Origin of the sequence: Streptomyces sp. enrichment culture, from assembly GCF_964272895.1 — a bacterium.
Lineage (GTDB): Bacteria > Actinomycetota > Actinomycetes > Streptomycetales > Streptomycetaceae > Streptomyces.
Map to the genome: position 1 here is coordinate 6,980,231 of NZ_OZ186832.1, position 13,185 is coordinate 6,993,415.

General features: G+C 73.0%; 10 protein-coding genes and 1 pseudogene. 4 read left to right on the forward strand and 7 right to left on the reverse strand.

The features are described from left to right. Positions 1-107 precede the first annotated feature (107 nt). Complete coding sequence (locus ACSU6M_RS31175) at positions 108-1,064, reverse strand: GlxA family transcriptional regulator (RefSeq protein WP_437074254.1); 957 nt, start codon at positions 1,062-1,064, stop codon at positions 108-110. A 94-nt stretch (positions 1,065-1,158) separates the two neighbouring features. Further along, positions 1,159-2,505, reverse strand: coding sequence for a 6-phospho-beta-glucosidase (locus tag ACSU6M_RS31180; RefSeq protein WP_437074256.1), 1,347 nt, complete (start codon positions 2,503-2,505; stop codon positions 1,159-1,161). A gap of 182 nt (positions 2,506-2,687) precedes the next feature. Between ACSU6M_RS31180 and ACSU6M_RS31185 the strand changes: the two genes are divergently transcribed. Further along, on the forward strand, positions 2,688-4,046 hold the full coding sequence (locus ACSU6M_RS31185; protein ID WP_437074258.1) for an amidohydrolase: 1,359 nt from the start codon (positions 2,688-2,690) through the stop codon (positions 4,044-4,046). A 91-nt stretch (positions 4,047-4,137) separates the two neighbouring features. Beyond that, complete coding sequence (locus ACSU6M_RS31190; RefSeq protein ID WP_437074260.1) at positions 4,138-4,788, forward strand: GntR family transcriptional regulator; 651 nt, start codon at positions 4,138-4,140, stop codon at positions 4,786-4,788. A 152-nt stretch (positions 4,789-4,940) separates the two neighbouring features. Here the strand turns inward: ACSU6M_RS31190 and ACSU6M_RS31195 are convergent, their stop codons facing one another. Then, positions 4,941-7,118: a hypothetical protein gene (locus ACSU6M_RS31195; RefSeq protein WP_437074262.1), complete on the reverse strand. Its 2,178-nt coding sequence runs from the start codon at positions 7,116-7,118 to the stop codon at positions 4,941-4,943. A gap of 62 nt (positions 7,119-7,180) precedes the next feature. Continuing rightward, on the reverse strand, positions 7,181-7,612 hold the full coding sequence (locus ACSU6M_RS31200) for a hypothetical protein (protein ID WP_437074263.1): 432 nt from the start codon (positions 7,610-7,612) through the stop codon (positions 7,181-7,183). A 302-nt stretch (positions 7,613-7,914) separates the two neighbouring features. Between ACSU6M_RS31200 and ACSU6M_RS31205 the strand changes: the two genes are divergently transcribed. Then, positions 7,915-10,293 carry an ATP-binding cassette domain-containing protein gene (locus tag ACSU6M_RS31205; protein ID WP_437074265.1) on the forward strand — a complete coding sequence of 793 codons (2,379 nt, stop codon included), beginning with the start codon at positions 7,915-7,917 and terminating at the stop codon, positions 10,291-10,293. Positions 10,294-10,414: 121 nt separating this feature from the next. On the opposite strand, the gene ACSU6M_RS31210 is transcribed toward ACSU6M_RS31205, so the two are convergent. The 3 genes and pseudogenes from ACSU6M_RS31210 to ACSU6M_RS31220 form a co-directional block, all read right to left on the reverse strand. Beyond that, the gene (locus tag ACSU6M_RS31210; RefSeq protein ID WP_437074266.1) at positions 10,415-10,855 is read right to left on the reverse strand and encodes a PPOX class F420-dependent oxidoreductase; all 441 of its coding nucleotides are present in this window, start codon (positions 10,853-10,855) and stop codon (positions 10,415-10,417) included. Positions 10,856-10,993: 138 nt separating this feature from the next. Further along, positions 10,994-11,287 (reverse strand): annotated as a pseudogene (locus tag ACSU6M_RS31215) (class I SAM-dependent methyltransferase); the annotation flags it as partial. Between the two features lie 20 nt (positions 11,288-11,307). Beyond that, positions 11,308-11,802, reverse strand: coding sequence for a MarR family winged helix-turn-helix transcriptional regulator (locus tag ACSU6M_RS31220; RefSeq protein WP_437074268.1), 495 nt, complete (start codon positions 11,800-11,802; stop codon positions 11,308-11,310). A gap of 145 nt (positions 11,803-11,947) precedes the next feature. On the opposite strand from ACSU6M_RS31220, the gene ACSU6M_RS31225 reads away from it, so the two are divergent. Beyond that, positions 11,948-13,102: a serine hydrolase domain-containing protein gene (locus ACSU6M_RS31225; RefSeq protein ID WP_437074269.1), complete on the forward strand. Its 1,155-nt coding sequence runs from the start codon at positions 11,948-11,950 to the stop codon at positions 13,100-13,102. Positions 13,103-13,185 lie beyond the last annotated feature (83 nt).

Sequence of the window (13,185 nt, forward strand, 5' to 3'; positions counted from 1 at the left end):
GATGACGACCGAGGCGAGAGCGCCATGGTTCGCAAGGATCGCGCCAAGGCCCCGCAGGCCGGTCGGGGCGCCGGTCCGACGGGTGGGGCGAGGCCCGTGCCGCGCGGTCACTCCCCCCGGGTGAAGGTGCGCCGGTACTCGCTGGGCGTGGTGCCGAGCACCTGCTGGAAGTGCAGCCGCAGATTCGCTCCCGTACCGAGGCCCACGTCGTTGGCGATCTGCTCGACACTGCGCTCCGAACGCTCCAGCAGCTCACGGGCCAGATCGATGCGCGCCCGCATCACCCACTGCATCGGCGTGTAGCCGGTGTCCTCCACGAACCGCCGCGAGAAGGTGCGGGGCGACACGGCGGCGTGCCGGGCCAGCCGCTCCAGGGTCAGCGGCTCGCCCAGCCGGTGCAGCGCCCACTCGCGGGTCGCCGCGAACCGCTCGCCGAGCGGCTCGGGCACCGTACGCGGCACGTACTGCGCCTGCCCGCCGCTGCGGTAGGGCGCCGCGACCAGCCGCCGGGCCGCGTGATTGGACGCGGCCACCCCGAGGTCGCCGCGCAGGATGTGCAGGCACAGATCGATGCCGGAGGCGGCGCCCGCCGACGTCAGCACGCTGCCCTCGTCCACGAACAGCACGTTCTCGTCGACCCGCACCCGCGGATGCTTCGCCGCGAGCGCCCGTGTGTAGTGCCAGTGGGTCGTGGCCCGCCGCCCGTCCAGCAGCCCCGTGGCCGCCAGTGCGAAGGCGCCCGTGGAGATGGCCGCGAGCCGCGCGCCCCGCCCGTGCGCGGCGACCAGCGCCTCCACGACGGCCGCGGGCGGGTCCTCCCGGTCCGGAAACCGGTACCCCGGCACGAACACCACATCGGCCCAGCCGAGCGCCTCCAGCCCGTGCGCCACGTGGTACGACAACCCGTCGCCGCCGGTCACCAGCCCCGGCTCCGCCCCGCACACCCGCACCTCGTACGGCATGCTCGCCCGCGTCGTGAACACCTGCGCCGGAATCCCGACGTCGAGCGGCTTGGCCCCTTCGAGCACGAGGACGGCGACACGACGCAGACGGGAGGACGACACGGGACCAGCGTACGAGGCGGCAGGGCTCGCCTCGGCGGGGCGGGCGCCGACGCATCGGCGGGGCGGGGCACGGGACCGAGACGCCGACACCCGCCTACGTCAGATAGGCCAGCCCCGGATGCACCGCCCGGTACGCGTCCACCAGGCGCCGCGCGACCTCGACGGAGTCGACCAGGGGATGCAGGGCGAACGCCTTGACGGCGGCGGCTCGGGAGCCGGACGCCGCCGCGGCCAGCGCCTCCCGCTCCACCGCCTTCACGGCGCACACCAGCCCCGTGGCGTGCGCGGGCAGCGGTGACACGGCCACCGGGTGGGCGCCGTTGGCGTCGACCAGACACGGCACCTCGATCACCGCGTCCTCGTCCAGCACCCCGAGGGTCCCGCGGTTGCGGACGTTGAGGATCAGCGTCGCCCGCTCGTCGCGCGCGATGGCCCGCATCAGCGCGAGCGCCACCCGCTCGTACCCGCCGGACTCCGTCAGCGACGCCTCGTCACGCCCGCCGGCGCCCGCCGCCTCCCGGTTCTCCGCCATGTACGTCGCCTCGCGCTCGGCGCGGGTGTCGTCCCAGGTACGCAGCGCGGGCGCGGCCGGGTCGCGCATACGGTCGTAGAACCGGGCCTGCTGGTCGCGCAGGAACGCGCCGCGCGTGAGCGGAGCCTCCTGGTAGGCGCGTACCGTCTCGCGGTTGAAGTAGTAGTAGTGCAGATACTCGTTGGGCACCGCGCCCAGCGACTGGATCCACTCCGGGCCGAAGAGCTTGCCCTCCTCGAAGCTGCCGAGCAGCTCGCGGTCGGCGAGCAGCCGGGGCAGCTCGTCGCGGCCGTCGATGCGCAGGCCGCGCAGCCAGCCGAGGTGGTTGAGCCCGACGTAGTCGATCCACGCCTCCTCGGGCCGGGCCGCGCCCAGCGCACGGGCCACGCGGCGGCCGAGTCCGACGGGGGAGTCGCAGATGCCGATCACCCGGTCGCCCAGACGCCGGGACATGGCCTCGGTGACGAGTCCGGCCGGGTTGGTGAAGTTGATGAACCACGCGTCGGGAGCGACCGCGGCGACCCGCTGGGCGATGTGGTCCACGACCGGCAGGGTGCGCAGTCCGTAGGCGATACCGCCCGCACCGACGGTCTCCTGGCCGAGCACCCCCTCGGCCAGCGCCACCCGCTCGTCGGCCGCACGGCCCTCCAGGCCGCCGACCCGGATCGCGGAGAAGACGAAGTCGGCGCCCCGCAGCGCCTCGTCGAGATCCGTGGTGACGGACACGCGCGGGGCGTCCGTGTGGCCCTCGGCCTGCTCGGCGAGGACCCGGGCGATCGCGGACAGCCGCCCGGAGTCGAGGTCGTACAGGGTGACATCGGTGACCCGGCCCTCGGCGTGGTCGCCGAGCAGAGCCCCGTACACGAGCGGCACCCGGAAGCCACCGCCGCCGAGAATCGTCAGTTTCACGCCGTGAACCCTACTCCGCGGCGGCAGGATGACGCATGGGATACCAAATCATGGCGCCTCATCTGCTGAGTGCTGTGAGACCTCTAGATGAGGCACTATTTGGTATACAAAACTGGCGTCACCCCCCGACCACCGCAGTCGTCCGCCAAGAGCCGCCCACCCCCGTCCCCGAAGGGAACCCGATGACGCCTCCCCCGCTCTCCCGCCGCACCGTCCTCGCCGGAGCCGCCTCCGTCACGGCCGCCGGCGCGCTGAGCCAGACCGCCCCGGCCCACGCCGCCGCCCACTCCGCCCCCACGTCCGCCGCCCCCCAGGACCACGCCGCCCCGGCTCACGCCGCCTCCCCGCAGGGCGCCCGGCGGCGGGCGGTGGTCTTCCGGGACGTACGGCCCTTCGGCGTCGGCGCCCCCGTCGACCTCACCGTCGTCGACGGCCTGGTCAGCGACGGCCCCGCCCCCAAGGGCGCGAGGGTGGTCGACGGCGGCGGGCGCATCGCCCTCCCCGCTCCCGTCGACGCGCACATCCACCCGGACAAGACCACCTGGGGCGGACCCTGGGTGACCCGCAGGCCCGCGAGCACCATCGCCGAGTACGTCGCCCAGGACGTGGAACTCTTCCGCGGCCAGGACCGGTCGGTCGCGGAGCGCGCCTACGGTCTGATGGCCCACGCCGTCACCCGCGGCACCCGCGCCATGCGCGCCCACGCGGACGTCGCCCCGGCGTACGGCCTGGCCGGGGTGGAGGGCGTGGCCGCCGCCCGCGAGCGTCTGGCGCACGCGCTGGACGTCCAGATCGTCGCCTTCCCGCAGCATGGCGTCATCCGCACCCCGGGCACCGCCGACCTGCTCACCGAGGCCGCCCGCAGCGGCGCCGTGGACGCGATCGGCGGCATCGACCCCAGCAGCTTCGACGGGGCCCTGGACGAACAGCTCGACCTGGTCTTCGGTCTGGCCGACCGCTACGGCACCGCGCTCGACATCCATCTGCACGACCGGGACGCCGGCGGCGTCGCCGTACTGCGCGCCATCATCGACCGCACCCGTGCCCTGTCCCTGCGCGGCCGGGTCACCGTCAGCCATGTCTTCTGCCTGCCCGGCCTGACCGACAGCGAACTCGCGGACATCGCGCGCGACCTGGGCGAGCTGGACATCTCCCTGACGACCGTCGCCCCCAGCCGCGACCTCGTCCTGCCCATCGAGCGGCTGCGCGAGCACGGCGTCACGGTCGGCCTCGGCTCCGACGGCGTCCGCGACGCGTGGAGCCCCTTCGGCAACGCCGACATGGTGCACCGCGCGCATCTGCTGGGCTGGGTCACCGACGTCCGCCTCGACGGGGAGCTGCGCGCCTGCTACGAGGCCGCCGCGCACGGCGGTGCCGATGTGATGGGCCTGCCGCGCGCCGACCTCACCGCGGGCAGCCCGGCCGACTTCGTCCTCGTCCAGGGCGAGTGCCTGCCGCAGGTCCTCGTCGACCTGCCGCCCCGTGACCTGGTCGTCCACGCCGGCGAGGTGGTGGCCCGCGACGGCCGGCTGGTCGGGTAGCGCGGGGGCGGCGCGCTAGGGTCGCTGTGCCGCGCGATGCCGTGGCACGGCGGCCCCGGCGGTCGCGGGACCGGAGCAGGAGAGGGCGAGCATGACGGGGTCTGGGGAGTTCACCCCCGAGTCGGAGCGGGTGACGCGCCAACTGCGCGACGAGATTCTCGACGGGGTACGCGCGCCGGGCAGCCGTCTGGTCGAGCGCGAGGTCGCCGAACACCTTGGGGTCAGCCGGCTCCCGGTCCGCGACGCCCTCAAGGCCCTCGTGGCGGAGGGCCTGGTCACCCCCAGGCCGCGGTCCTGGGCGGTGGTCCGGGAGTTCAGTCCCAGCGATCTCGCCGACCTGGACGAGGTGCGCTCCGCCCTGGAGACCCTCGCCTTCCGCCTCGCCGCCCAGCGGCACACCCGGGCCGGTCTGGAGAAGCTGCGGGCCGATCTGGACGCGGAGCTGGAGGCCGCCCGCGCCGGTGACGCCGTACGCGCCCGGCGCGCGGCAGCCGACTTCCACCAGACGGTCACCTCGCTGGCCGGCAACGAGCTCCTCGGTGAACTGGAGCGCGTCCTGCGCAGCCGGATGCGCTGGCTCCTCGGCCAGCACGACGACCTGCTGGGCATGGCCCGTGAACACGAAGCCCTCTATCACGCCGTCGCCGACCGCGACGTGGAGCGCGTCGAGGCCCTGGTACGCGAGCATCTGGCGACCAGCCGCCGGGCGGTCACCAACCGCCGGGCGCGGGAACAGGGCTGACCCGGCGACAGGTTGGGACACACCCAGGGGGCGCCGGTCCCGGCGCCCCCCTGTGGGACGAGGTCGGCGAGGAGAGCGAGAGGACTGGTCCAATTTAGTTCGGAGTGAAGAAGGAAGCCCCCTCATGGCCTCGCCGTGCCTCACGCTAGCAGTCAGGCCGGGATCGCGTCGTGCAGATTTCGCGGGGTGAACACCCGTGAGTCGGGGTGCAGACCCTCGGGCCGGTCCAGGCCGAGGAAGGTCACCGGGCCCTCCGGGAGGCCGGTGCCGTCCCAGACGGTCACGGACGCGGCGCGTTCCGCAAGCAGATCGACGAGGTGACGGACCGTCAGGCTCTCGTGCTCCAGGGCGGCCCGCACCAGCGCCCCCACCGACAGGCTGTTGCCCTCGACCGTGTTCTCCGACGGTTCGCCCTTGAGGTACACGTGCAGCCACTTGGCGTACCAACCGCCGTCCCCGTCACGGACGAAGGCCAGCGGCAGCGCCACCCGGCCGGGCCCGCGCAGCTCCGACTTCAGGCGTACCGTGCGCGGTTCGAACGGACGGCCCTGCTGCTCGCCGTCGCGCAGCATGAAGCCGAAGAACGACTCCTCCGCCTCGTCGAACCCCTCGCCCGCGTAGACATCGACCTCGGGCACGAGATACGGGGCGCGCACCGCCCCCAGCCGCAGGTTGACGAACTCCGAGGCACCCTCGGGCGCTTCGGTGATGTCACCGGAGTGCTCGCCCTCGACCTCGGTCAGCGACCCCCAGGACAGCCAGGAGACGAGGTCGAACTCGGCGTCGAGCAGGGCCGCCGACAGGTCGTAGTCGGTGGTGCGGCCGCGCTCCTTCCAGTGGACGAAGAACCGCAGCAGCTCGCCCTCCACACGGGACACCGAGCCGCGCGGCAGCACCCCGAGCCCGGACGGCGCGGCCCGGCCGCTCAACGGCAGTGCCACGTCCAGCATCTCGGGGTCGACCAGCAGATGACCGGGGTCGGGGAGGCGGCGGGCGGTCTCCGCGTCCAGCGCGGCGATCAGTTCCGTACGCTCCCGGTCGGGCAGGGGCGCCCGCGTGTCGTCCGCCACCCAGCCGCCGCCGGCACGGTTGACGAACACCCTCCGGCGGTCGCTGCCGGCACCCCGGTTGTGCAGATGCTCGCGCACCGACAGCAGCACCCGCCCCGACACCTGCCCGGCGGTCCGCAGCGCGGCCGCGACCACCGCGTCCCGCTGCTCCTGACCGGACGCCGAGCGCAGCAGCCGGTCCAGGGCGCGGTACAGCCGGCCCGGCGCGGTCGCCAGCAGCTCGGCCGCCTCGGCGACCTCGCCCTTGCCCAGCAGTTCCTCCACCCGGCCGTCCAGGGACGGCACCCGCCGCTCGCCCCGCGCGACCTCGAAGACGGAGGCGGCGTGCGGCCAGCGAGGGTACTCGTGCGGGTGCAGCCGCTCACCGAGCCGCTTCCACGCCTCGCCGTGCACCCGCACATCGGCGAGCTTGGCGGGGGAGGCGGCGACCACCGCGTCCAGACCGGCCAGCAGCGCGCGGCGCACCCGCCGGGACAGCCCCGTGAACCGGGTCGGCTCGCGCAGCGTCACATCGCCGCCCGACAGCGCGCACGCCAGCCGCAGCACGTCCGTCACCGTGTCCAGCAGCAACGGGCGACCGGCCGCCAGCCGCGCCGAGTTCACCACCGCCCGGTTCTCCCGCACCGGTATCTCCGCGGGCTGCGGGCCCTCGGCGCACACCCCGGCCAGCGTCCGCAGGTCGTCGAGGCGGTCCTCCCCGAGCGGGGTGACGGCACCGGCCAGCGCCAGATACAGCGCGGTCGCCTCGGACTCCAGCGGGCCGCCGAGGTGCAGCACGGTGAGCCGGTCACCCGCGGCGGCGATCAGCTCGTCGTGGGCGGCGAGCATCTCCTCGTAGGTGTGCCGATAGGTCCCGTACGAGGGCAGCGTCAGCAGGTTGACGGTCCCCTCGTCGAGCTGGGCCAGGGTGCCGGGGCGGGCGGTGCCGTCGGCGAGGGCCTCGGCGACGCACCGTGTCCAGAAGTCGAGGGTGTCCGGCACGTTCGCCGGGAAGTCCCGGAAGTAGACGTTGTGCCGGACATGGTCGCCGACCAGGAGGCGCACGGCATCCAGCGTCCACTGCGCCGTCTGCGTCACCGTCTCCTCCGGCAGCGCGGCCAGGCGCTCCAGCAGCTCCGCCGACAGCTTGAACCCGACGGACAGCAGCGCGGCGTCCAACTGCCGGGCGGCGACCGCCCCCTGACGTTCCGAAACAGGGGCAGCCGTGACCGGCACGCGATGCGTGTGCCGTACGACCAGGGAAGCGAGGCGGTGATCCATTCGGCCATGCTGACAGAGCGCCGACAGCACCCGCACGCGGATATCGGCGCCCTCGGCCCGCCCTACAGCGCGTAGTCCTCGGCCAGTTCCTCCCAGCACACGGCACGCAGCCCCGCGTCGGCGTCCTCGCCCGACGGGACGGCCGGGGTGGGCTGGAACCAGGCGAGGGCGAGGGCGGAGCGGTAGAGGACCGGATCGTGGCCGGGGTCGATCGCCGTGGAGCGGAAGAACCCGACGCAGGCCACCGCGGGCAGCACCTCGACGGGCCCGAACGGGCCGGAGGTGCGGTCCGGATACTCGAGGGGCGGCGGTATCAGATGGGCCGGGGTTCCGGGGAACTCCCTCCGCGCGGTGCGCAGCAGGCCGTCAATCTTCATCGAGTTGACCGGCTTGCAGGGGTAGCCCTCCAGCATCCCGCCGTAGGTCGAGGACAGGGTCAGCTCGGCGAGCTCGACCAGGCGGCCGGACGACAGGATGACGCGGCTCAGTGACATGGCCCCCACCCTACGAGCGGGAGAGCGCCGGCCCGGGCGCTCCGGCGGCGGGCGACGACGGGGCGAGGTGGCGGAGCTGCGGCTCCCTCATGACCGCCATGACCTGTGCGGCGGCAGGCGGCGTACGGAGTCAGGAATGGAGAAGCGCCCGCCCACGGGCCGTGGCTAGGGTGGCTGTCCTACGAACAGCCGGGAACCGGTACGCCACACCACGTACGAATTGTCCTACTGTGAGCTAATATGCGCGACGGCTGCCGGTGCCCCGATGCGCCTCGGCGCCCCGCGCGACAGATGGAGACAGGATGAGCAGGGCCAGGAAGACGGACACCCAGCCGACGCCGCACATCGCGGACAGCCATGAGCTGATCCGGGTCATCGGCGCGCGCGAGAACAACCTCAAGGACGTCAGCGTCGAGATCCCCAAGCGCCGGCTCACCGTGTTCACCGGCGTCTCCGGCTCGGGCAAGAGCTCCCTGGTGTTCGACACCATCGCCGCCGAGTCGCAGCGGCTGATCAACGAGACCTACAGCGCCTTCGTCCAGGGCTTCATGCCCACCCTCTCCCGCCCCGAGGTCGACGTCCTCGACGGTCTGACCACCGCCATCATCGTCGACCAGAAGCGGATGGGCGCCGACCCGCGCTCCACCGTCGGCACCGCCACCGACGCCAACGCGATGCTGCGCATCCTCTTCAGCCGCCTCGGCGACCCGCACATCGGCCCGCCCAGCGCGTACGCCTTCAACGTGCCCTCGGTCCGCGGCAGCGGCGCGATCGCGGTCGGCGACAAGAAGGCGGTGAAGGCCACCTACAGCCGCACCGGCGGTATGTGCCCGCGCTGCGAGGGCCGCGGCACCGTCTCCGACATCGACCTCACCCAGCTCTACGACGACTCCAAGTCCCTCAACGAGGGCGCCCTGACCATCCCCGGCTACACCATGGACGGCTGGTACGGCCGCATCTTCCGCGGCTGCGGCTTCTTCGACCCCGACAAGCCGATCCGCAAGTACACCAAGAAGGAACTGCACGACCTGCTCCACAAGGAGCCGACGAAGATCAAGGTCGAGGGCATCAACCTCACCTACGAGGGCCTGATCCCGCGCATCCAGAAGTCGATGCTCTCCAAGGACCTCGACGCGCTCCAGCCGCACATCCGCGCCTTCGTCGAGCGCGCGACGACCTTCCAGACCTGCCCCGAGTGCGACGGCACCCGCCTCGCCGAGGGCGCCCGCGCCTCCAAGATCGAGGGCATCTCCATCGCCGACGCCTGCGCCATGCAGATCAGCGACCTCGCCGCATGGGTCGCCGGGCTGAACGAGCCGTCCGTGGCACCGCTGCTGGAGTCGCTGCGGCACACCCTGGAGTCCTTCACCGAGATCGGCCTCGGCTACCTCTCCCTGGACCGCCCCGCCGGCACACTCTCCGGCGGCGAGGCACAGCGCGTGAAGATGATCCGCCACCTCGGCTCCTCCCTCACCGACGTGACCTACGTCTTCGACGAGCCGACCACCGGCCTGCACCCGCACGACATCCAGCGGATGAACGACCTGCTGCTGCGCCTGCGCGACAAGGGCAACACCGTCCTCGTCGTCGAGCACAAGCCGCAGACCATCGCGATCGCCGACCACGTCGTCGACCTCGGCCCCGGCGCCGGTACGGGCGGCGGCACCGTCTGCTTCGAGGGCACCGTCGAGGGCCTGCGGGCCGGGAACACGGTCACCGGCCGCCACCTCGACGACCGAGCCGCGCTGAAGGAGTCCGTGCGCAGGCCCACCGGCAAGCTGCCGATCCGGGGCGCGAACGCGCACAACCTCCAGGACGTCGACGTCGACATCCCGCTCGGCGTGCTGACCGTCGTCACCGGCGTCGCCGGATCCGGCAAGAGCTCCCTGGTGCACGGCTCGATCCCGGCGGAGGAGGGCGTGGTCTCCGTCGACCAGGGCCCGATCCGCGGCTCGCGGCGCAGCAACCCCGCGACCTACACCGGGCTGCTCGACCCGATCCGCAAGGCGTTCGCCAAGGCCAACGGGGTCAAGCCCGCCCTGTTCAGCGCCAACTCCGAGGGCGCCTGCCCCACCTGCAACGGCGCCGGGGTCATCTTCACCGACCTGGCGATGATGGCCGAGGTGTCCACGGTCTGCGAGGACTGCGAGGGCAGGCGCTACGACCCCTCCGTCCTGGAGTACCGCCTCGGCGGCCGGGACATCAGCGAGGTGCTGGCGATGCAGGTGACCGAGGCCGAGGAGTTCTTCGCCGACGGCGAGGCCCGTATCCCCGCCGCGCACAAGATCCTCCAGCGGCTCGCCGACGTCGGCCTCGGCTACCTCACCCTCGGCCAGCCGCTCACCACCCTCTCCGGCGGTGAGCGTCAGCGGCTGAAGCTGGCCACGCACATGGCCGAGAAGGGCGGGGTGTACGTCCTCGACGAGCCGACCACGGGTCTGCATCTGGCCGACGTCGCCCAACTCCTGGGCCTGCTGGACCGGTTGGTCGACTCCGGGAAGTCGGTCATCGTCATCGAGCACCACCCCGCGGTGATGGCGCACGCCGACTGGATCATCGACCTCGGCCCCGGCGCCGGGCACGACGGCGGCCGGATCGTCTTCGAGGGCACACCCGCCGACCTGGTCGCCGCACGCTCCACGCTCACGGGCGAGCATCTCGCCGACTACGTGGGCGCATAACGGGCGAGGGCCCGTGCGGCACGTCGGTCAGGTCCGTGCCGCACGGGCGGTTCAGGTGTCCCGCCGCGCGCCGCCCCGAGTCCGGGGCTTACGAACGTACACCCCTGCCGTGGGGCGGATCTCAGCTCTGCGGCAGCACCCCTCGGCGGAACTTCTCCACGCCCTCGACACGGCGGACGTGGTGCGGCTCGATGTACACCGCGACGCGCGTCTCACCGGGCACGAGCCACGGGAAGGTGTCCGTGCCGAGGTACTTCCGGGCGAGGCGGTCCATCACGCGCACGGCCGGCGCCCCCTCGACGAAGCGGACGACGTGCCCGCGGATCTCCACCCGGTGATACGGGTTCTCCGTGTCCATGCACGACAGCGACAGCCGCGGGTCGCGCCGCAGGTTCTCCTCCTTCACCCGGCCCACCGAGGTGTTGACGACGATCAGATCGCCCTCCAGGCCGGCCCACATCGGCGTCAGCTGCGGCGACCCGTCCGCGTTGAGGGTCGCCAGCTGCCAGAAGCGGGCCTCGGTGAGCCAGGTGCGGGTGATGTCGTCCAGCGGGACCGGCATGGGCGGACTCCTCGACTCGGCTGCCCGGTACGGGCGAGGAAGGTGATGTACATCCGGTTCCTACCCCGGTCCGACGCCTGTGACAGCCGGGCGGTGATCTCGAACCCGGCCCCGCGCAGCAGCCCGGCGATCCGGTCGGCTCCAGCGCAGGCCCGGATGGGCCGCTCGGGCCGGCTCCACCATCCGCGGCGAGATGTCCACCCCGAACACCCGCACCCCGAGCCCCACCAGATGGGCCGTCACCTTGCCGGGCCCGCACCCGACGTCCGCGACCGGCCCGAGACTGTCGTCGCGCACGAGCTCGGCGAACGCGGCCAGCATGCCGCGGGACAACGGGTCCAGTTCCGAGGGGAACTTGACCTCAGCGGCGTAGTCGGCGGCGACGGTGTCGTAGGACGCGCGGACCGCGGCGAGGTACGAGGGTTCGGTCACCGGTCGATCATCGCCGATCCCTACGGCTCCAGGTCGTCGGCGAGGGAACGGAACGCCGTGGCGAGGGTCTGCGCCTGGGCGGTGGTGAGGTGGCGGGCGAAGTGCCGCCGCACGCCCCGGACATGGGTGGCCCAGGCCGCCGTCAGCGCGGCGAGCCCCTCGTCCGTGAGGACGACCTGGGTGGCGCGCCGGTTGGCCGGGTCCGGCTCGCGGCGCGCGTGACCGCCGCGTTCGAGGTTGTCGACGATCCGGGTGACTCCGCTGGTGCTGTAGACCAGGGCCGCCGCGAGGTCCTTCATGTACATCCGCCGCCCCGGCGCCTCCGAGAGCTGCACCAGGGCGTCGTAGGTGAGCAGGGTCATCCCGTGCTCGGCCCGCAGATCGGCGTCCAGGGTGCGCACCAGCAGGGCGTGGGAGCGGAGGTAGAGCCGCCAGGCGGAGGCGTGCGCCTCGGGCAGGGGTTCCTCGGGCTGCTCGGGCTGCTCGGGCTGCTCGGGCGGGGGAGGCGTGGGCATGGCCGCGATGATACCCGCGCCGACTGTCCCGGTGTCCATTGTCCCTCTCCACAATGTCCGCAAACTTATTGTCCGCATGCGGACTGTTGCGATAGAAGAAACGGTCAGCTCGCAGGCGAAGAACAGTGAGCGAAAGGCGTCCACCATGTCCACGCGTCCCGCACCCGTCCACGGCACCGTCGCGGAGGGCTTCGAAGCCGTCCGCGCCCGCTTCGCGCGGATCGCCGCCGCCGAGCCCGGTCTCTCCGCCCAGCTGGTGGTCCGCCTCCACGGCCGCCAGGTCGTCGATCTGTGGACCGGCCCCCAGGTGACCGGCGACTCCCTGTTCGCCCTGTACTCCTCCGGCAAGGGCGCCGCGTACCTGGTCCTGGCGCTCCTCGTGCAGGACGGCCGGGTGGACCTGGACGCCCCGGTGGCGTCGTACTGGCCCGAGTTCGCCGCCGCGGGCAAGAAGCGGATCAGCGTGCGCGACCTGGTCTCGCACAAGGCCGGACTGATCGGCGCCGACGGCGGATTCACCGTGGAGGAACTGGCCGACGACCGCCTCCTCGCCGCCCGCCTCGCCGGACAGCGCCCCCACTGGGCGCCCGGCAGCGGCTACGGCTACCACGCCTTCGTCATCGGCGCCCTGGTCGGCGAGATCGTCCGCCGTGTCACCGGGACGACGTTGCAGGAGGTGTTCGACCAGCGCGTCCGGGTGCCGTACGGCATCGACTTCCACCTCGGGCTCCCCGCCGCCGAGGAGTACCGCTATCTGCCGGTCCAGCCGCTGCTGCCGCACCAGCAGGCAGTCCAGCAGGCGAACGCGCCCGCGGCGGACTCGCTCACCGGCATCGCCTTCAACCTCAACGCCACCCCGCCCACCGACCTGGTCGAGTTCGCCAACACCCGTGCCGTACGCGCCCTCGGTCCGGCCTCGTCCGGCAGCGTCGGCACCGCCCGCGGACTGGCGCGGATGTACGCGGCGGCGCTCGGTGAACTCGACGGACAGGGGCCGTTGTTGAAGCCGGAGGTGCTCGCGGAGTTCACCGCGCCGCACACCTCGGGCACCGACCTGGTGACGGGGGAGCGGGACCACTTCCTCCTCGGCTTCGAGGCCCAGGCCGCCCGCTACCCCGGCCTCGGTCCCGACGCCTTCGGGCACAGCGGAGCGGTCGGCGCCCAGTCCTTCGCCGACCCGCGCTCGGGCATCGCGTACAGCTACACCCGCCGCCGCTTCTCCTTCGGCGGGGGAGGGGGCGCCCCGGAGAACCGGGAGCTCGTGGCGACGGTGCTCGCCTCGGCGGCGGGCCGCCCGTAGGGGCGCGTGAGTGGGCTCCCGCGCGACCCCGAGCTCCTTTCACGCGCCGGTGCACCTCCAGGACCGAGGATGCGGGCCGTCTC

Coding starts and splice junctions, on each gene's coding strand:
- ACSU6M_RS31185 (WP_437074258.1), top strand. CDS start 2,688: ATGACGCCTCCCCCGCTCTCCCGCCGCACCGTCCTCGCCGGAGCCGCC.
- ACSU6M_RS31190 (WP_437074260.1), top strand. CDS start 4,138: ATGACGGGGTCTGGGGAGTTCACCCCCGAGTCGGAGCGGGTGACGCGC.
- ACSU6M_RS31195 (WP_437074262.1), bottom strand. CDS start 7,118: ATGGATCACCGCCTCGCTTCCCTGGTCGTACGGCACACGCATCGCGTG.
- ACSU6M_RS31200 (WP_437074263.1), bottom strand. CDS start 7,612: ATGTCACTGAGCCGCGTCATCCTGTCGTCCGGCCGCCTGGTCGAGCTC.
- ACSU6M_RS31205 (WP_437074265.1), top strand. CDS start 7,915: ATGAGCAGGGCCAGGAAGACGGACACCCAGCCGACGCCGCACATCGCG.
- ACSU6M_RS31210 (WP_437074266.1), bottom strand. CDS start 10,855: ATGCCGGTCCCGCTGGACGACATCACCCGCACCTGGCTCACCGAGGCC.
- ACSU6M_RS31220 (WP_437074268.1), bottom strand. CDS start 11,802: ATGCCCACGCCTCCCCCGCCCGAGCAGCCCGAGCAGCCCGAGCAGCCC.
- ACSU6M_RS31225 (WP_437074269.1), top strand. CDS start 11,948: ATGTCCACGCGTCCCGCACCCGTCCACGGCACCGTCGCGGAGGGCTTC.